The 20,567-nt window shown below is 41.3% G+C and carries 13 protein-coding genes; 9 read left to right on the top strand and 4 right to left on the bottom strand.

All coding sequences use genetic code 11. The features are described 5' to 3' along the window. Nucleotide 1: 1 nt before the first annotated feature. Both ACNR9Q_RS05495 and ACNR9Q_RS05490 read left to right on the top strand, forming a co-directional pair. Entirely contained in the window at nucleotides 2-1,411 is a 1,410-nt protein-coding gene (locus ACNR9Q_RS05495; RefSeq protein ID WP_419213613.1) for a purine-cytosine permease family protein, read from the top strand. Between the two features lie 64 nt (nucleotides 1,412-1,475). Continuing rightward, nucleotides 1,476-1,613 carry a hypothetical protein gene (locus tag ACNR9Q_RS05490; protein WP_419213612.1) on the top strand — a complete coding sequence of 46 codons (138 nt, stop codon included), beginning with the start codon at nucleotides 1,476-1,478 and terminating at the stop codon, nucleotides 1,611-1,613. A 2-nt stretch (nucleotides 1,614-1,615) separates the two neighbouring features. Here the strand turns inward: ACNR9Q_RS05490 and ACNR9Q_RS05485 are convergent, their stop codons facing one another. The 3 genes from ACNR9Q_RS05485 to ACNR9Q_RS05475 form a co-directional block, all read right to left on the bottom strand. Beyond that, nucleotides 1,616-4,651: a DNA polymerase III subunit alpha gene (locus ACNR9Q_RS05485; RefSeq protein ID WP_419213611.1), complete on the bottom strand. Its 3,036-nt coding sequence runs from the start codon at nucleotides 4,649-4,651 to the stop codon at nucleotides 1,616-1,618. Nucleotides 4,652-5,007: 356 nt separating this feature from the next. Continuing rightward, complete coding sequence (gene dinB / locus ACNR9Q_RS05480; RefSeq protein WP_419213610.1) at nucleotides 5,008-6,222, bottom strand: DNA polymerase IV; 1,215 nt, start codon at nucleotides 6,220-6,222, stop codon at nucleotides 5,008-5,010. Nucleotides 6,223-6,293: 71 nt separating this feature from the next. Beyond that, entirely contained in the window at nucleotides 6,294-7,697 is a 1,404-nt protein-coding gene (locus tag ACNR9Q_RS05475; protein ID WP_419213609.1) for an ADP-ribosylglycohydrolase family protein, read from the bottom strand. Between the two features lie 204 nt (nucleotides 7,698-7,901). Here ACNR9Q_RS05475 and ACNR9Q_RS05470 point away from each other — a divergent pair, with 204 nt between their 5' ends. From ACNR9Q_RS05470 to ACNR9Q_RS05455, 4 genes are all read left to right on the top strand, one after another. Next, nucleotides 7,902-8,702 (top strand): hypothetical protein, encoded by an 801-nt coding sequence (locus tag ACNR9Q_RS05470; RefSeq protein WP_419213608.1) that lies wholly within the window; start codon nucleotides 7,902-7,904, stop codon nucleotides 8,700-8,702. Between the two features lie 79 nt (nucleotides 8,703-8,781). Further along, nucleotides 8,782-10,200 carry an alpha-L-fucosidase gene (locus ACNR9Q_RS05465; protein ID WP_419213607.1) on the top strand — a complete coding sequence of 473 codons (1,419 nt, stop codon included), beginning with the start codon at nucleotides 8,782-8,784 and terminating at the stop codon, nucleotides 10,198-10,200. Nucleotides 10,201-10,222: 22 nt separating this feature from the next. Further along, complete coding sequence (locus ACNR9Q_RS05460; RefSeq protein WP_419213606.1) at nucleotides 10,223-11,320, top strand: sialidase family protein; 1,098 nt, start codon at nucleotides 10,223-10,225, stop codon at nucleotides 11,318-11,320. A 134-nt stretch (nucleotides 11,321-11,454) separates the two neighbouring features. Beyond that, a complete protein-coding gene (locus tag ACNR9Q_RS05455) occupies nucleotides 11,455-12,828 on the top strand; it encodes an NAD(P)/FAD-dependent oxidoreductase (RefSeq protein ID WP_419213605.1) in 1,374 nt (457 codons plus the stop codon). A gap of 69 nt (nucleotides 12,829-12,897) precedes the next feature. Here ACNR9Q_RS05455 and ACNR9Q_RS05450 read toward each other — a convergent pair whose 3' ends face one another. Beyond that, the gene (locus ACNR9Q_RS05450) at nucleotides 12,898-13,758 is read right to left on the bottom strand and encodes a DUF808 domain-containing protein (RefSeq protein WP_419213604.1); all 861 of its coding nucleotides are present in this window, start codon (nucleotides 13,756-13,758) and stop codon (nucleotides 12,898-12,900) included. A gap of 587 nt (nucleotides 13,759-14,345) precedes the next feature. Between ACNR9Q_RS05450 and ACNR9Q_RS05445 the strand changes: the two genes are divergently transcribed. The 3 genes from ACNR9Q_RS05445 (at nucleotide 14,346) to ACNR9Q_RS05435 (ending at nucleotide 20,060) form a co-directional block, all read left to right on the top strand. Continuing rightward, nucleotides 14,346-14,849 (top strand): Crp/Fnr family transcriptional regulator, encoded by a 504-nt coding sequence (locus ACNR9Q_RS05445; RefSeq protein WP_419213603.1) that lies wholly within the window; start codon nucleotides 14,346-14,348, stop codon nucleotides 14,847-14,849. Between the two features lie 471 nt (nucleotides 14,850-15,320). Beyond that, a complete protein-coding gene (locus tag ACNR9Q_RS05440) occupies nucleotides 15,321-19,136 on the top strand; it encodes a gliding motility-associated C-terminal domain-containing protein (RefSeq protein WP_419213602.1) in 3,816 nt (1,271 codons plus the stop codon). Nucleotides 19,137-19,172: 36 nt separating this feature from the next. Beyond that, nucleotides 19,173-20,060 carry a type IX secretion system membrane protein PorP/SprF gene (locus ACNR9Q_RS05435; protein ID WP_419213601.1) on the top strand — a complete coding sequence of 296 codons (888 nt, stop codon included), beginning with the start codon at nucleotides 19,173-19,175 and terminating at the stop codon, nucleotides 20,058-20,060. Nucleotides 20,061-20,567: the final 507 nt, after the last annotated feature.

The raw sequence follows: 20,567 nt of genomic DNA, 5'->3' as shown, positions 1-20,567 counted from the left end.
CATGAGTCAAAACCATCACGAAGAAGAATTGATCGAAGAATTGGCCGGTGGCGAATTCGAAAGACAGCCAGTTCCTGAATCCAAATTAAAAGGCTGGAAAAGTTTTCTCGGGATGTATGCCGGTGAACATGCCGCGGGAACGGAATTCGTGATCGGTCCCTTGTTTTTGACAACGGGTGTAAGTGCCTTTGATTTAATCATCGGCCTACTGCTGGGCAACCTGATGGCGGTTATCAGTTGGCGGTTCTTGACTTCCGAAATTGCGGTCAAGAGGAGATTGACCCTATATTACCAACTGGAAAAAATCTGTGGGAAAAAGCTAGTGATTGGGTATAATTTGGCAAATGGAATCCTGTTTTGCTTTTTGGCCGGGGCGATGATCACCGTTTCGGCCACCGCCGTAGGCATTCCCTTTGATATGGAAATGCCCAAACTAACGGACACCATGCCCAACGGAGCTACCTGGGTCATCATCGTGCTGATCATTGGCGCGGTGATTTCATTGATCGCATCCAAAGGCTACGATACCGTTTCCAAGGCAGCCAACTGGATGTCCCCCGTAATTGTCCTAGCATTTGTAGCCTGTGGGATTGTGGCCCTGCAACAATTGGGCGTAGGAAGTTTGAAGGACTTTTGGAATATCTGGGGCGAAGGGGGAGCTCCCTTTCCCGGACAGATAAAATACACCTTTTGGCATGTCTTCTTCTGGTCTTGGTTCGCCAATGCCGCCATGCATATTGGCATGTCTGACCTATCCGTCTTCCGCTTTGCTAAAAAAGCAAGTGCCGGATGGACTACCGCGGCCGGCATGTACGTGGGCCACTATATGGCTTGGATCGCCGCAGCTTTATTGTATGCCGTTTACATCCAATCCCCTGAAGCACAGGCCCTACTGGCGCGAGGTGAAGCACCCAATGTGGCTCCTGGGCCCTTGGCCTATAACGCGATCGGTATCTTTGGTATCATTGCCGTGGTTCTGGCCGGATGGACGACAGCCAACCCCACCATCTATAGGGCTGGACTCGCGTTCCAGGCCGTAATGCCGAAGACCTCCACGTTTTGGGTGACTATTTTGGCAGGTTCGATTGCGACCGTTGCCGGACTTTTCCCTGCCTTTGCCATGAAACTATTGGATTTTGTGGCCCTCTACGGTTTCATTTTAGCGCCCGTTGGTGCCATTATCGTTTTTGAACATTTTTTTCATAGACAAGCAGGCATCGTTCAAGACTATGCGGAATGGGCGAATATAAAATTCAACAAATCGGTTTTATTGGCCTGGGGAATCAGTTTTGGTTTGTTCTATTTTATATCAGTACAGTTTGACGTATTTCTTTCCTTTGTCACTCTTCCAGCCTGGTTGCTATGTGGGGTATTGTTCTTGGTTTTCAGTAAGCATGCTCAGAAAAACTAAATAAATATTTTTTTGGGTTATTTATTATTTTAGTCCTTAGGAAGGATTATTGTAAATTCATCCTATGAAAAAACTGATTCAAATTTTTGGTGCTTGGTATGGCGCAAAAAAAATAGGAGGTGGTAAATGCGGTTGTATCGGAACTATTTTTGTGTTCTTATTACTGTATTGGATATTAGGCTATGTGCTTGAAGTATTCTAAATTTATTGGACATCTACTTCCTTTTCTTCTGACCCAATCGTTTTTCTTTGCTCGAACACCTGGGTGCTGGTTTTCATATCCGCATATCGGGGATCGGGCATGTAATCTTCTTTTCTCATTTTAAGGACTTCAATACTTAAGAAACCGAATTCGTTCACCACTTTGCCATAAAATCGATAGATTCCCTTTCCCCTGAACTTATATTTTGCCGCAACGGGAGGAAAAAGCACCGTGTCGAATACCGTCCCATCCTGATCCACCATTGTAGCAAAGTGCATGTGCTTACCCGTATTGGTTTTCGTATTTTTAACAGTCACCAAATAGCCATAAATATCAATATACTGGTTTAGATACCGTTCTAAATCCTTACTACAATTCCTATTTTTAGGAGCCTCTTCCAACAATTTAAAGGGACTGCACAAGCAAAAACCCAATAACTCCAATTGTGTAAAGGCCATTTCCAAATCAGTGGTATATAATGGAGGTATTTCAAACTTCTGTCGATCGGGTTTGAAAAGTTTAGGGTGCTCTATCTTGGTAGTTTTTGTGAGAAATAGGTGTGCTTTCCACAAAAGTTGATGTTTGTTGATTCCTGTAAAACGAAATGCATCGATACGGATGAGAATGCTTACCTGCTCTATGGAGATTAGAACCCGATCTAGAAAGTCTTCCAAGGAAAGGTAAAGACCATTATCCGAACGCTCTTTTAAAATCCTACTTATAACACGATTCTCCAAATCTCTCAGGTAGATAAAACCCAAGTAAATATCCCTTGCGAAAACACAATTTGAACCGTTACTTTTATTGATGCACGGGGGATGTATATTGGCTCCCAACATGCGTGCCTCGTGCACATAAAACTCATAATGGTAGAAGCCGCCCCCGTTATTGAGAACGGCCACCATATATTCAACAGGGTAATAGGCCCGTAAAAATAAGGTCTGGTAACTCTCTACGGCATAGGAAGCGGAGTGTCCCTTAGCAAAGGCATACCCTGCAAAACTCGCGATTTGCTCCCAAACTTCAAAAATAACGGCGTCTGGCTCGCCTTTAGTTCTACAATTCCCTATAAACTTCAAGCGTACTTTTTCAAACTCTTCTCTTGAACGGAATTTCCCGCTCATCCCTCGTCGCAATACATCGGCCTCGCCCAGATCCAAATCGGCAAAATGGTGGGCTACTTTAATCACATCTTCCTGATACACCATGACGCCATAGGTATCTGGCATAATGTCCAACATTACGGGATGTGCTTTTTCCTCAGCTCTGCCCCTATTGCGATGCCTTAAAATATATTCCCGCATCATACCACTTTTCGCCACGCCCGGACGGATGATGGAACTAGCGGCTACCAATCCCAAATAATTGTCAACCTCCAGTTTTTTGAGCAACATCCTCATGGCGGGCGATTCTACATAAAAACAGCCCATACACTGTGCCGTCTTTATCAAATCGTTAATCTTGGGGTCTTTTTTAAATTCCTTGACATCATGAATATCAAAACTAGTAGCCTTATCGGGTTGATTATAGGCGATGATATCTATCGATTCTTTGATCTTTGCCAGCCCTCGTTGACCTAGAATATCAAATTTATAAAGCCCTACATCTTCCGCAATGACCATATCGAACATGGTAGTGGCAAAACCCTTGGGAGGAAAGTGCGTAGCAGAAAACCAATGTAGTGGCTTTTCACTGATCAATATACCCCCGGCATGTATGCTCAAATAATTGGGCATTCCCATGATGAGCCGCCCATACTTCAACACCAACCTAGAAACCTCATCTAGTTTTAAAACATCATATCTGCCTTCGGAAAGGAAATCGATTTCACTTTTGGGAAGTCCGAAGACCTTTCCGAGTTCCCGAACCACCCCTTTTTCCTTAAAAGTCACATAGGTACCCAAAAGGGCCACATGCTCAAAACGATCAAAAATATATTGGGTCATTTCCGGACGGTCACGATGCGAAAAATCGATATCGAAATCGGGTGGATTAGCGCGATACAAGTTGATAAAACGCTCAAAATAAAGATCTAGCTCCATTGGATCCACATCGGTAATACGCAATAGATAGGCAACGATACTATTGGCACCGCTACCGCGACCCACATAAAAGAAACCTCGCCGCCTGGCCTCTGAAACTATGTCCCAATTAATCAGAAAATAGGAAATAAAACCCATGCTTTTAATCAGTTGTAATTCTTTATCCAACCGTTCTAAAATACCTTCTCCACCCTCTGGGTAGCGGTAAGAAAGCCCTTCATGGCAAAGCTTTTCCAACAGGGCCTCGTCTTGCTTCTTATTGCCTAAATATGTATTTAGATTTTGTGGTTTTCGACCTTTGGAAAAATCAAACTCAATGGAGCAGGTATTTAAAAGCCGTTCGGTATTCTCGAGAATAAAGGAATATTCGGAAAAAGCGGCCATCAGATTTTCAACGGGATACATTTTCTCATTTTCATTACCCTCCTCGGTTTTCTCAAGTTTGCTCAACAATACGTTTTTATCTATCGCCCTTAAAAGTCGATGTGCATTAAAATCACTTTTATTGCGAAAGGTAACGGGCTGCTGCACCACTAGTTTATCCTTTAATCGCAACATTCTTGAAAAGGGTAGTTTACGTAGGTCAGCAATAGAGATCCCTATGTATTCATGCTCTTCAAAATTCATCATTTCATTAAGTAGTACTTTTTCGAAAGGGTATATGACATAGGCGTTTTTAAACCTTGGGGGAATAGGTGGTATTTTTATTTCCTGATGTAGATGTTCCGAAAGAAAATCGTTCAGTTCCAGATACCCTTCGTTGTTTTTGGCAATACCCACAAAACATTGGTCCACTCCGTTCCTAAAATCGATTCCCAAAACAGGATCTATACCATACGCCGATGCTTTTCGCACAAAATTCAAACAGGCAGAAGTGTTGTTAATATCAGTCAAGGCCAATCGCACCACCCCGTTTTCTTGTGCCAAACGCAAAAGTTCCACTTCGGAAAAAGTTCCGTAGCGAAGGCTGTAGTATGTGTGGCAGTTTAAATACATTTTCCAGTTTCTAGTTGATGTGTTTTGATTGATGGTTTGCACTTCGGCTCCGCTCAGTGAACCGGGGGTAAACTCCTTCGCTTTTCACTACCCCATACGCATGGCACAACACGGTCTATTCTCTTTTTCTATACTCTTTATTCTATTCTTTCCTAGCAACGTCGTTGCGGGGATATTTCGGCCGAAGCAATATGATGCAAATTAGCCAGAAAGGTTTTTTTGAACTCGCTACACACATGCTACCGATTGCTTCGTCGTGTCCCCTTGCGAAGACAGTTTATTCACTCCTTTATTAACTAATCCACTAAAAAAGACCTCAACTCGGCTCGTCCTTACAGAAAACCAACAACCATCAACTATAGCTTCCGATGCGCCAACACCACAGGCGGCTGCCCGTTAAAAGGATTATGCATACGCCCAATGGTATTCTTTCCCATACCCGCAGCGCGGATGACGCTTTTATCACCATAGCGATTCCGAATATGGTCCATGGCATGGTAGAGGCTCAATATTTCTTCGGTGTCATCAAACAGATTGATCTGGTAATTGCCCGATACCAAGTGACTGAACCGAATGCCTATCAACCTCACCAACAACCTTCGATTATACAATGTGCTGAAGAGTTCCAAAATTTTAGGGATCAACATATGATCGGCACTGGTATAGGGTATCCGTAATTGTTTTGAGTAGGTATTAAAATCAGAATAACGGATCTTTACCGAAATACAGGCCGTTAATTTCTCACCGCGACGCAGTTGGTAGGCCAAATTCTCAGTCATGGCCACCAGAATACCTTTCAATTTTACCATATCGATGGTGTCGCGGTCAAAAGTACGTTCTGTAGAAATGGATTTTCGTTCACAAAAAGGTATCACGGGCGTATTATCGATACCATTGGCCCTTTTCCAAATTACCGTACCATTATTACCCAATACGCGCTGCATCACCTCTATCGGCATTTCCTGAATGGTTCGTACCTGACGCATGCCCAGGTTTCGTAACGTCTGATAGGTCTTTTCGCCCACCATAGGTATTTTCTTGATGGACAACGGTGCCAAAAATGACTTTTCCAAACCGAAATCTATTTTTAACTGATTGTTGGGTTTCGCCTCGTTGGTGGCCACCTTTGAAACTACCTTGTTGACCGAAAGCCCGAAGGAAATGGGAAGCCCACTTTCTTTGATGATTTTTTGCCGTAATTCTGAAGCATACCTGTAGGACCCAAAAAAACGGTCCATTCCCGTGAGATCGGCGTAGAATTCATCAATGCTCGACTTTTCAAAAAGGGGTACACTTTCTTTGATGATATCGGTGACCACATCTGAATATTGGCTATAGGTACTTGCATTTCCCTTAATGGTAATCGCTTCGGGGCATAGGTCTCTGGCCATTTTCATGGGCATGCCCGAATGCACCCCGTATCCGCGTGTCTCATAACTACAGGCCGCCACCACCCCGCGATCGCTAAGGCCCCCGACAAGAAGCGGCTTTTTAAGCAACTTACTGTCTAGCCGTCGTTCTACGGACACAAAAAAAGTATCAAGATCTAAGTGTAAAATCGTTTTGTCCATCACATTAAAAGAGAGGACTAAATTATGGATTATTTCCTATATTTTGGATTTATTCCAAATTTTAACGTTCTTTAAAACCCGCTATTTTTAGGAATATACCACATATCCTTCTCCAAATCCACACCACCACCAAGTTCTTCTTGCACTACCCGATCAATGATAAAAATTCCTTTTTCTGCCATATGGTAAAAGTCATCGATGCCATTGTTGGGAAACCCTATTCTTGTGCGATGAATATTAAATTTATCGGCAAACTTTCTACCGAAGGCTTCTTCAACCCCTTCCTTACCCAACATAAAACCCAACAATCCTCCCCAAGTAGCGGTAGGGTTGTCCGAATCCCATCCACAGAGCGTTCCAATTTTTATCGTTTCCTTTATATCGCCTTCGCCGTACAGCAAACTCACGATACCCGCCCCAAAATTGATACCGGCCGCAAAACAACCGTTACAAACGGTATCTTGTGTCGCCCATAGATAACCGTCTTCTTGACGTATCTGATACTTTTCATGAAGGGCATCGCGCGCTTCTTCCCATGTGACACCAGATGCATACTTTGCTTTTACAAAATCATACATTTTAGCGGAGTAGGAATCGTTGGGCAATTGCTTTCTAGCCTCTGCGGCCATCCAATCCAAATTCTCTTTAATGGATTTTTTAGGGTCCGCTAACGGAGCAAGGGAATATAGGACGACGTTGAATTCAGATATCCACGCTGCATTGTCCCTGGCCACATTCTGTATAGGCAAATGGGCCATTTTCAGGGCCACCTCAGGACGCCCTGGTGCAAAAAATCCAAAAATTTCCGTAGTCAGCTGCGCATCGATCATTTCATAATGCGGATTGTTCTTTGGTAACCCAGTCTCTGGCGGAACCATCCCTTTCTCCATTAAATCATAAGCCGCCTGATTGGAGACCCAAAGAAAATTTTCCTCTTCAGGTTTAATGTGTTTCAACCAACCCTCACGTATCATCTCGCCGGTCAATATTGCCGTTCTGTTTTTGTAGAGCAGTTCTTGGTAAATGTATTCGATATCGGTATCATCATCAGCACCCCAAATACTATCCACATCGGCAACTAAAAAATCGATGGTTTCAGAATACTTATTGGAGTCCCAAAGATTTGGCTGGTCGGGCTTTCCCCAATCCTCTCGGGTATAGAAACCCGCTCCTTTACCTTGGCTGTTCGGTATTCCTATTTTATCCATTTCCGTAATCAGGCCCGTCCAATTGGCGATGCATTGTCCTAACCAAAAACCGTATAATTTGTCTTTGTACAAAGTCCGTGAAATTTCCATATCGTCATCATGGGGCCGATATGAAGTATACTCAAGTAGTGAATCTTCACTGGCCCCAACAATTTCTCCATTTGTGTTTTCAACCTTGTTCTTGCAAGAAACCATTAAGCCCAAAACATAAAGTACGAACAGAAAACTTAGTGCCTTTTTGGTTATAGAATTAGTACTACGTATCATTTTTTAAATTGATAGTCTTTTAAGTTAAAACTAATCAATTAAATACTAATAAAAAGATCCAACATCAAACCGACTGGCACAATGATTGCCAATTATTCAGGTGTTTAACCTTTAAGACTTTAATACTATCTTTGGAAGATGTTTTCGATAATGCAAAAGCAGTTTTTCTTTTTTTTATGCTTTTTGGGACTAACTCCTGTTGTGATGCGTGCTCAAGATAACATGAGCACAGTCCGTTCACAAATCAATATTACAAATCCTACCCAAAGTACGGTTTGGAACATTCCCGAAAAAATAACATTGGAATGGAATACGGTGGCTATAGACACAAGCAAGTCTATCCGCTTTTTTTTGGTGCGTAATGAAATGGTCGTACAGGAATTAGGTTCGTTTAAGAATGATGGATTTGAGAATGGAATAGACCTGGCCAAGAACATTGGTTCTGGTGACCGCTATCAGGTAGTGGCCATAGAATTGTTTCCCGACGACAAGTTTAAAATTGCAAAACGGGCGACCCCTTTCTTCTCCATCGTCAATAAAATGTCTGATGAACGAAGGGAAAAACAGCGATTGGCAAATGCCATCCCTACTAAAAAACAAAAAACCCCAAGTCAAAAAAATCTACTAACACCATCTCAAACCAAACCGGTTAAACGGGAAACTTTTGAGGGTAGAAAAATATCTTACACCAAAGAATTAGAATTCAATTCTGAGAACATCACCCTAAAAATTTGGGACCATGGCAGACAAGATGGTGATATTGTTTCCATTTACCTCAATGGTATATCGGTGGTATCGAAATACTACCTCACGTACTCCAAAAAAGAATTTAGCGTAAAACTAGACCCGAAAAAATCGAACGACCTGTTCCTTTACGCGCATAATTTGGGAAACTCTCCCCCGAATACGGTGTCGGTTGAAATTACCGATGGCACAAAATCAGAAAACATTATCCTTAATTCAGACCTACAAAGTTGTGAAGCGGTATTGATCAGTGTTCGCTAAAACATTATTTTTGTCGCATATCATTATGTTAATCGAGGCTATTCAAAAAATGGCCCCATCATAACCAGTACACTTTTCCATGAAAAAATTTCTGTTCCCCATTTTCCTTCTCATTACGATTACCTGTTCTGCTCAAGAAGACAACATTCATCAAAAATCCACTATTTACGAAGCACCAACAGACCCGCTGGTACAAGAGAAATTAAAAAACTGGGGGGATCAAAAATTTGGTATGCTGATTCATTGGGGTGTATACGCGGTGCCAGGCATTATAGAATCTTGGCAATTATGTTCAGAGCCATGGCTAGAGCGCCCAGAAGGTATGTCGTATAACGATTATAAAAAATGGTACTGGAACCTGAGTTCTGTTTTTAATCCCGTGAATTTTGATCCAGATGGATGGGCAAGTGCAGCGGAAAATGCAGGAATGAAATATGTGGTGTTCACTACCAAGCACCATGATGGCTTTAATATGTTCGATACGCAACAGACCGATTATAAGATTACCAACGGGCCTTTTAAGAACCATCCGAAAGCAAACGTTGCCAAATATGTTTTTGATGCGTTCAGAAAGAAGGATTTTATGATCGGAGCCTATTTTTCAAAACCGGACTGGCATTCACAAGATTTTTGGTGGGACAAATATGCTACCCCTGACCGCAACCCGAACTATGATATTCGTAAATATCCAGAACGTTGGGAACGCTTTCAAGATTTTACCTATAACCAGATTCAAGAGTTGATGACCGGTTATGGCCAGATTGACATTCTTTGGTTGGATGGCGGATGGGTCAGACCTCGTGAAACTGTAACCGATGAAGTACGGGCATGGGGCGCTCCTATCCCAGATTGGGACCAAAACGTAAACATGCCAAAAATTGCGGAAATGGCCAGAAAAGCCCAACCCGGAATCATTTTTGCCGACCGTACGGTTCATGGGCCTTACGAGAATTACCAAACCCCAGAACGTTCGATCCCAGAAACAAAACTCGATAATCCTTGGGAGAGTTGCATTACCTTGGGAAACGCCTGGGGCTATGTGCCAAACGATACCTTTAAATCGGCCAATAAAGTAATCGCACTCCTGTCTGAAATTGTATCTAAAGGAGGCAACCTACTGCTTGGAGTGGGGCCACAATCGGACGGTATAATCCCCTTGGATGCCGTTAAAAGATTAGAGGAAATCGGAAGCTGGTTAGACAAAAACGGTGATGCGATATATCGAACCCATGCCATTGATGATTATACCGATGGTACTGTTTTTTTTACAGCTAATGATGAAAACCTATTTGCCATTGTTCCATTAAAGGAAGGTGAAAAGATGCCAAAGCAAGTGAGGTGGGGTAAGCATATTCCAAAGAAGGGCAGTAAAATAACAGTGCTTGAAACCGGGGAAAAGTTAGATTGGAATCTTAAAGATGGTAAAGTAATTGTACAGCTTCCCAATAGCTTGAAAAATAAAATATTACCCGCTCTGGCCTTTTCCTTCAAGAAATAAGGCCCCATTGATCAATAGCACGATGTATTTTAATAAATCTCTGCATAGAAACGCTTGGATCTGTTCTTTACTAATAGGACTGTTCTCTTTTATAATACAGGCTCAAACTAACAATCAGGTTATCAATGGAGCTGTCGATATGCCAAAAATAGACGTGCTGAAAAATGAATTTATCTTTGATAAAGCTCCGTTTCTACAATGTCATGCGCCTACGATCGTTGAATTGAAAAATGGGAAAATATTGACCTCTTGGTTTGCCGGAACCCATGAAAGACATACAGATGTAGGTATTTACACAAGTTATTTGGAAGACGATAAATGGTCAGCTCCAAAAAAAGTTGCGGATGGAGTACAAAATGACAGTCTACGTTACCCTAGTTGGAATCCAGTACTGTTTGAAAACAATAAGGGAATACTTTTTTTATACTATAAAATCGGGCCTTCACCCTCAACCTGGTGGGGCATGTATAAAACCTCAAAAGACAATGGCGAACATTGGTCAGCCGCTAAAAGATTGCCCGATTCAATTCTTGGTCCCATAAAAAACAAGCCCGTACAACTAGGCGATAGTCTAATTGTATCGCCCTCTAGCGTTGAAAGTGAAAACGGAGAAGTTTGGAAAGCGCATATAGAAATTTCAAAAGATGAAGGGTTTACGTGGACACGCTCAGAAATACCATCAGACCCTGGAGTAAAGTTGATCCAACCTACGATACTTCAACTCCCCAATGATTCGTTGAAAGTTTTGATGCGCAGTAATCAGAATGGGCTTATGGAAAGTATAAGTTCAGATTTTGGGAAAAGTTGGTCCAAAGCGAAACTAGGCGAAGTGAAGAATCCGAATAGTGGGGTAGATGCCGTAACTCTGGCCAATGGAAATTTTCTGTTGGTCTATAATCCTACCTTAAGTGGAAAAGACTGGTCAGACGGTAGGCAGAAATTGAATTTAGCCTACAGCACAGACGGGAAACACTGGTTAAATCTATTAAAATTGGAGGATGAAGATAAAGGGGAGTTTAGTTACCCTGCAATTATCCAAGATAAAGCTGGTCTCGTTCATATTGTGTATACTTACAATCGTGAGAAAATCAAATATGTAGTCATACAACTATCCAATTAACAATAATCCGCATCCATAAAAGCAGTATCCACAATACATGATTGAACGTTAAAGGTAAATCAATATAAATGTTATTATTAGGATACTACTTGTTGAAAACTTAACTTCTCTTATAGTTTTAATACCGATTTACAATGGAAGAAAAAACCGATTTATCCCAATTTTCCCTGCAAATTCCTAATACCACTAAAAAACGGATTATTATAATCGGTGGTGGTTTTGGCGGACTCAATTTTATAAAAAACATTCCCGAAGATAATTTTCAGCTCGTTCTTTTTGACAAGCATAATTACCACACTTTTTTACCCTTACTTTATCAAGTAGCTACCAGTGCTCTAGAAGCGCCCTCCATCTGCGATGCCCATAGACGTATTTATGGTAAAAGGGGCGATGTATACTTTAGGGCGGTCAAAGTACTCGGTGTTAATCCTGATAAAAAAGAAGTCGAAACTTTCATTGGTAGTTTACCTTATGATTTTTTAATCATTGCTTCTGGTTCGGTTCCAAATTATTTTGGAAATGAAAACCTTATGCAACATTCATTTCCGCTGAAGAGTCTACCCAATGCAACAGCATTACGCACTAAAATATACCAGAATCTAGAGCGTGCTACTTTAACCAGATCATTTGAGGAACGTAAACGTTTGCTAAACTTTGTCATTGTAGGCGGCGGACCAACTGGTGTAGAAGTTGCCGGGGCACTTTCTGAACTGCGTAAATTCGTACTGCCCTTAGATTATAAAGATCTGGATTTTAAACAGATGCGCATAAAAATTATTGAGGGAGCAAACCAAGTATTGGTCGGGTTTTCACCTCACGCCAGTAAAAACGCATTAGCAACCTTAAAAAAAATGGGGGTTGAGTTGATGTTCAATACTTTGGTCGCAGATTTTGATGGCACCACAATCACCTATAAGAACGGGGAAACGGAAACCTGCGGCATGCTTATCTGGGGAGCCGGGGTTTCTGGGGCTCTCATTAATGGACTAGATAAAAACCTGATTAAGGGTGGCAAATACGTGGTTGACCCTTATTGCAGAATAAAGGGACATGATACCATATTCGCTATTGGCGATATTGCACTTTTCGAAGACCCACGCTATGAAAGAGGGCTTCCCGGGGTTGCCCAACCCGCCATTCAACAAGGAAAATATACTGCAAAATTGATTTCAAAACTGGTTAAAAAAGGTAAGGACCTAAACAACCTTACTGAAGAAAAACCATTTAAGTACCTTGATAAAGGCAGCCTTGCCACGATAGGCCGTAATAAGGCCGTTGCAGACCTCCCTGGCAATCTAAAATTTTCAGGATTTATTGCGTGGGCCCTGTGGGCAACTGTTCACCTTCTATATTTGAACGGTTTACGCAATAGATTATTTACGTTTCTAAGTTGGATGATGAACTATTTCAACTATCAAAATAAAGTACGGCTCATCATAAACCCAATCTTAAAACCTGATGATACCGTAGAAAAAGAGTTTGCCAAAGTTAATGAAACGGGAGATTGAGCCAGTTTCCTTTAGCATACAACCAATTATCCTGCAAGTATCTGACGAATACGATCCTAGTCTGCCGTGCTAAAATATTTTCTTGATGCCCTTATAAAACAGGAACGCCAAAAAACCAGCTATAAGACCTACACCGAACTCAACGATTAGACCAGGGATGTTTGGAAAAATATGATGGAGAAATGGAAGGTTGTGAACAAAAATTCCACCAGAAACAAGAATTAAAGCAATAGTTCCTATAACCGACAACGATTTGATGACGACCGGAAGAGCATTCACAAAGAATCTACCAATTTTGTCCGAAATACTATTGTCCTCTTCATTGATCGCAATCAAACGGGCCCCGAACTCATCCATTCGCACAATGAGTGCAACGATGCCATAAACCCCCACAGTAGCCAAGAACGCTACTATGGATACAACTATGATTTGAGAAACCAACGGTTCGTTCATGACGGCCCCCAAGGCGATAATAACAATTTCAATCGAAAGAATAAAATCGGTTATGATGGCCGATTTTATTTTCTCCTTTTCGATTTCAAGAATTTCAGCTTCACTAATTTCTTTAACCTCTGTTTCAATCGAAGTATGGGCATGGGGCACAAAGAATTCATATATTTTTTCGGCTCCTTCAAAAGCAAGGTAAACTCCACCGAGAATCAATATTACAGTCACCGCCCATGGCAAAAAGCCGCTCAACAAAAACGCGATCGGTAGAATTATAATTTTATTGAGTAGCGAACCTTTTGTAATGGCCCATAATACGGGCAATTCACGTTTCGAGACGAATCCTGATGCTTTTTCTGCATTGACCGCTAAATCATCGCCCAGTATTCCCGCTGTTTTTTTGGTGGCAATTTTACTCATTGCGGCAACATCGTCCAATAGCGTTGCTACATCATCTAGTATTGCAAAAAATCCTGAGGCCATTTTTTCTGTTTAAAATAAAAATAGTTCAACCTATTGAATTAGTGAAATCCATTTGACACAAATGATGACCCAAGTAAACATTCTAATCGCGAGAGTAAAGAGAAAAGCCTTGGCTAAACAATTAAAATAGGTCAACGTACAATCAACATTCCTCACTTTAATGTTAGATAAAATAAAAGCCCTTCCAGAAAATGGAAGGGTTTTTCATCGTAGTCTTTCATGACAATTGGCGAACGCTATCGAATCATTTATTTCTAGGTTTACCTTACTATCGAACTATGGACCCAATAAATTTATTGGGAATGCAACAACCATATTTGAAGAAAAATTGAAAAATATATTTGTTGCCCATTGCTGGAGTCGGTATTTTTGAGGGAAAACATGGAATAGTTAAACCCTTCAATATTATTTGTGGATGTGTTGAAATAATAGCCTATTCCGATTTTACATTTTTAACGTAATATTTAATTCTTCAAAATAAAATCCCCTTTTGAATGACCTCAAAGAAGAATATTGGAAAAAACATTTTCATTGTTTTTTACCTTAATTCCATTTATCCGTTAAGTCCAAAGCTAAAGTCTTTTTTAATGGATAATATAAAAAGCTCTTTTTTTCCCAAAAACCATATGGTTAGTAGGGAAGGCGAATTTTGCAATAAGTTATACCTAATCAAAAAGGGATTGGTACGTGGATATTACATGAGTGAATCTAACGAAATTACAACATGGATTGATTCAGAGAATGAAATTTTTACTTCCATAACAGGTTTTTTTAAAAATCAAAAAACTCGGGAGAACATTCAATGCTTAGAAGATACTCATTGCGATTATTTGGAATATGACGACTTTAAATACTGTCTCCACAATTTTTCAGAAATGCGGCACATATATAGAATAATGCTTGAACAATATTACATCTTCGCAGAAGAAAGGGTCTATCTGTCAAGGATATTGAGTGCCAAAAAAAGATTGGATTATTTTATTGAGAACAATAACCCTACGGTAATGAAAAGAATCCCAAAAAAATATTTGGCCTCTTATTTGGCGATGAGACCAGAGACCTTATCGAGATTACTGAAAGAAGATCAGTAGGTATAAATACTATTCCTGTTATTGCAATAAAATTTTGATTCCCCTACCCTACAAAATGGTTTATTTCTCATAAAAAATACAATTCCTCTCTTATCAAGAGATATTTTAAACCTCATATTTCCTTCTTTTTTATAAGAAATCAATATAAGAATTGACATATGTCAACGTGACGAACGATTACATAAAATAAGGCAGAATAGGTTGCGTTTCTGAACTATGCTGTAAGAAAAATTGTACTTATTTCTGAGAGCGGAAGTAAGAAAATTATAATCCATTCCTCAAAAACCAAACCAAGAACTAAACCCTGTATGAAAAAATTACAGACCTCCTTTCAAGACAAATAAAAACCCTATACACAATACTTTAAGTTCAAAATCTAAAAATTAGAATCTATACTTTTTTACAAACTCCTCCTATTCACAAATAATTATGATGAAAAACCCATACATATTTTCGCATAAACCTAACAAAATGACATTTCAAAATTTCTTTTTCCTTTCAAAGGAAAAAGTTCAATTCCCGATCTTATTTACTTTTGTTTTTTTTGTAGGGCTTGTAAATGCAAATAGCACAAAAATTGATTCTAATCCTGCCAAAACTAGAAATTCGACATTCATTTCTCCTACTATAACCTTAGACCCTACAAATAGTACGGGTGCAGGAGGCACTGACATTAATACAGAGGCATGCTCAAGCGGTTGGGAGATATTGGATAACACCAATACCGGTGTGTCTGCTAATTTTAATTCACCGGATGGAACTATAATGTCAATGTCCATATCGTTGATAAACCCACAGGATGGTTTGGATGAACAATTAGGTATTGGGGGTACTTTTTCAGGAGTTCTTGTAGAAGGTAATGGAACTCAAAATCTTACCATTACCAATACAGGAACTGCGGGAACCGGAACAATGCAGGGGGTCTTGGATGATTTAATCTATAGAGATTTAGCTGCTGATCCAAATACGACAGTACAGCGTCAGGTTTCCATTCAAATAACAGACGAACTAGGGCAATTGTCCAATACTGCGAATGCCTATTTTAATGTTACCAAAGCGGCAAACGCAGGTAAGACCAATGGTCCCTTAATCGTTTTTTCTTCAGATACTACAATTGATTTGTTCACGGCTTTGGACGGAAATCAAGACAACGGGGGAACTTGGGTAGATATTGATGGTAGTGGGGCATTGACAGGAAACATAGTCGATATATCTTCCATACCTCTTGGAGGCACCTCTTTTAGATATGAGGTGAGCGCGCCTTTGCCCTGTGGAACTGCAACCGTTACTGTTTTGGTCATTAAAATAAATTCGGATCAAGTTCCAATTAATTCAAGTGCTTCGTGTGGTGCCTTGATGACCAATTATACAGATCCGCTGTATTCGGGCAATTCAAACGACCCCATTTATATTTTTAATTTGGGTGGCGATAATGGCGTATTGGAAGCTGAGGTCGGGGTGGATCCAGCAACCACATATGACTGGTATGTTTTTAATCCTACAACCAACAGTTATGATATTTATGAACTGAACGGTGACAGAATTCAAGGTAATTTAGCCGATGGTGGGTATCTGGTTGTTAGAAACGATGGAGGAACGGTTACAGAAGGAAGAGCTTGGGTCTGGAACGTTTTGTCCGGTTCGGGCACTGCTGGTTCGGATGATATCGTTTGTGAAGGAAGCACTTACACCTTAAATGGTAGTATTAGCGGTTCTTTACAAAGTTATACCCATTACAACCCAGTCAAAAGGCCATTTATTATTGATAATACCACTCAAATTTCAGTTAGTTTCAATGCCAATCATACTTATGTTTCTGATTTAGGTTTCTTTTTTGTTGATCCCTCGGGAGAGAATACTATTACTTTAGCTCCAAACCACGGAACCTGTAACTCTGGAGATAACGTTACAGATCTTACGTTTACCAATCAGGGTACCCCCACTTATTTCAATTATTGTCCGCTATCGGCTCCGCTGACCGGAACGTTTAATGGATATTTTGATGGATCGTCAAATTTATTGATAGACTGGTCATCCTTATATGGTTTAGATGCGTATCAAGGAGGTTGGGCCGTTCAAATATATGACTGTGTAAACCAAGATGTTGGATCTTTGACCGGTGCGACAATTACGTTTGATGATGGAGCAGGAAATTCTGTCTCATATACCAGCGGTTCTATAAACGTGCCTATTGATGATAATTCCTGTAGTCCTGAAACAGCGTCCATTTATGAAGTTCCTTTTACTCCGGCCGTCAGTACCAGTCAAACCATTAACCTAAATCCGAATATTGGTGACGATGATGATACTGGTGGTTGGCAGTGGTATTATAGTGTTGAGGGCGCCTCAGGGCCATTTGTTGAGTTCAATAATAATACATTGACTCCAGAGATAACGATCAATCAAGATACATGGGTTAAACTAGTTGTCAATTATGGTTTTAACTGTACTTCAGAAGATACCATCCTAATCGAAGCTAGTAAGGGCCCTTCCATTTCAACAGAAGAGGATCAGCCACAAAATCAGCTTGCCAATTCTGTTGATCCCATATTATTTACAGTAAATGCAACCGGGCCAAATTTATCCTATCAATGGCAAGTCGATAACCAATTGGGAGGAGGCTATGTGAACATAGATGTGGCCAATGGTTCTGATATATATACAGGCAGTGATTCAGCCACGTTAACGCTTACTGGTGCAACCAATAATGAAAATAATTATGAGTATCGTGTAATAATTGCTGACGGCAATAATCTTTGCCCGGATTTAGTCTCAAATTCAGCTAGGCTGACAATAGACAATGAAGCTACTATCTCAATTGATATACCTATTGCAGGTGACGGCACAGTGAACTCGAGCGAGGACCAGAACGTTGCGGTGACGGGAAATACGGTAGGGGTCGAGAACGGACAAATGGTAACCGTTACGTTTTTCGATGGTACGAACTCAATAATCGCTACGGCAATGGTCACTGACGGAATCTGGACTGTGACAGATGCCGATATTTCGACCCTTGACAACGGGAATGTTACCATTGATGCCGATGTGGCCGATGTCGCGGGCAACACAGCGAACGATCAAAAGCTTGTGCAGCTCGATAATATACCACCTAGTGCTGATAGTTTTTCAACGATGGATACCACGCCCAGTTTAACGGGTAGTGGAGATTCCAATGAGACAATAGTAGTGGAACTGGATATTAATGAAGATTTAATCACAGATGTATCTTATTCCGTTCTAGTTGATTCTGATGGAAATTGGACTTTGGATACAGAGACCGCTTCACCCGTGAACGGCATATTTCCGGTCCTTACCGATGGGAATAAAATTAACTTGATCGCAAAGGATGTTGCAGGGAACACAGGGTCATCGCTAATAACTATTTCCATAGATACCGATGGAGATGGTGTGACAGATGCATTGGATGAATGTCCGAACACCCCAACGGGAGAACCTGTGGACAGCAGCGGTTGCAACGATTCACAAAAGGACACCGATGGAGATGGTGTAACGGATGACTTGGACGAATGCCCGAACACCCCAACGGGAGAAGCTGTGGATGCCACTGGTTGCAGCGATTCACAAAAGGATGCAGATGGAGATGGTGTAACGGATGACTTGGACGAATGCCCGAACACGCCCATGGGAGAACCTGTGGACAGTAGCGGTTGCAGCGATTCACAAAAGGACACCGATGGAGATGGTGTAACGGATGACTTGGACGAATGCCCGAACACGCCCATGGGAGAGCCTGTGGATACTAACGGTTGCAGCGATTCGCAAAAGGACACCGATGGAGATGGTGTAACAGATACCTTGGACGAATGTCCGAACACCCCAACGGGAGAACCTGTGGACAGCAGCGGTTGCAGCGATTCACAAAAGGACACCGATGGAGAGGGTGTGACGGATCACGTGGACCAATGTCCGAACACGCCTACGGGAGAACCTGTGGATACTAACGGTTGTAGCGATTCGCAAAAAGACTTAGTTTCACCTCCAATCGAAGTCGTACCTCTTCCCGTCCCCGCCCAAGCGTTTACACCAAATGGTGACGGTAATAACGATACTTGGATGATTCCCGGAATAGAAAACTACCCCAACAATATGGTAAAGGTCTTCAACCGCTGGGGCCACGTGGTGTATTCCGCACGGGGCTATGCCAACGATTGGCAAGGGTTCTATAAGGAAAAAAACGAGAAACTACCTTCGGGGTCCTACCTATACATAATAGACTTAGGGAATGGTAGTGTACCCTTACAGGGCTGGATATTTCTCAATTACTAAATAAAAAAAGCATAATATAAACCGAACGAAACAAACATGATGATCAAGATTTCAACGCTATTCACCTTTTTGGTATTGATGGCCATGAGCGCGTATGCCCAACAGGACCCTAACTTTACCTTCTACCGCTACAACATGAACATTTACAACCCCGCTTATGCTGGTAGTGCGGATGCCGCGGAGCTCACCCTCGGCATCAGGAGCCAATGGGCTAACGTACAGGGAGCTCCCGAAAGCCAAAGTGCAATATTCGGGATGCCCGTGGGCAAGAACGTGGGCCTAGGGATATCCATCCTTAACGACCGTACCTTTATAGAGCAACAGACATGGTTGGCCGTTGACGTTTCATACCGCGTACAGTTGAACGAAAATACCGACCTGTACTTTGGCATCAAGGGGAGTGCGAACTCATACGATGCGAACACGCAGGGGCTCATCACCTACGGTGTGGGACAGGACGGCAGCCTTATGGACTACAAGAGTCGTTTTACCCCTAACGTAGGCGCAGGGGCCTACCTGAAAGGTCTCAACTACTTCATATCGCTATCCGCGCCCAAGTTATTAACACCCGAACGTCTAAAAGAGCGCAACGGCAATGCCTTTATAAGTAACGAACGTAGGCACGCCTACTTGAGCGGTGGCTACGATTTCGTATTGAGCAAGAGCATCGACCTGAAGACCATGGCTATGGTACGCTATGAACGGTCATCACCGATGTCAGTGGAACTGACCGGAATTTTAGACTTTGGGCAACGCTTCGAGCTGGGCACTTCGTACCGTTATGACGAGAGCATCAGCGGTCTGTTCCTGTTCAACATCAGTAACGGATTCAAAATCGGTTATGCCTACGAAACGGCCCTACAAAATCAGATAAACGGAATGGACAATGCGACCCATGAACTGTTTATGCGTATAGGATTTTAAAAAATCTTATGGTCAAATTCGATTAAAAACCTAGGGGTGACATATTTGGTCAATTTCTTTTAGGTTTGGAGACTTTATATCGAGGAATCTGTTGAAATTACCCTATTCATAGGTCTTTAAAATCATTATAAATGAAGCGCAAGCTAATATGATACATTTAGCATACGTTTAAGATTTTATATTTTTAATCAGCGTATGCAATACTGATTTTCCAGAAATTTGGGAAAATCATTAAAGTCAAAACAATTTCAGAATCTGGATTAACTTTATATCTTTCAAAATAAACGTCTTCAGCTTCTTCAAATGTTTTGTAGGGTTAAAACAGTGAAATTTTATCTTTTAAAGCCTTAAAAAAGGCTGTCCTTCTTCGACCATCATCTTTTTTTAACTTCATCATTGTTCTGCCTGAATGGTGAACTTAGTTTGGATATGAATTTATAATCATGTAAAGTATTATAGATTAAATCAGCCTCAGGTTTAGTTAAATCTATATCGCTAGAAATTAAG

It is taken from the genome of Maribacter sp. X9 (assembly GCF_048537565.1).
Classification (GTDB): Bacteria; Bacteroidota; Bacteroidia; order Flavobacteriales; family Flavobacteriaceae; genus Maribacter.
The sequence above is the reverse complement of the archived record's forward strand: the minus strand, read 5'-3'. Positions and strand labels throughout refer to the sequence as shown.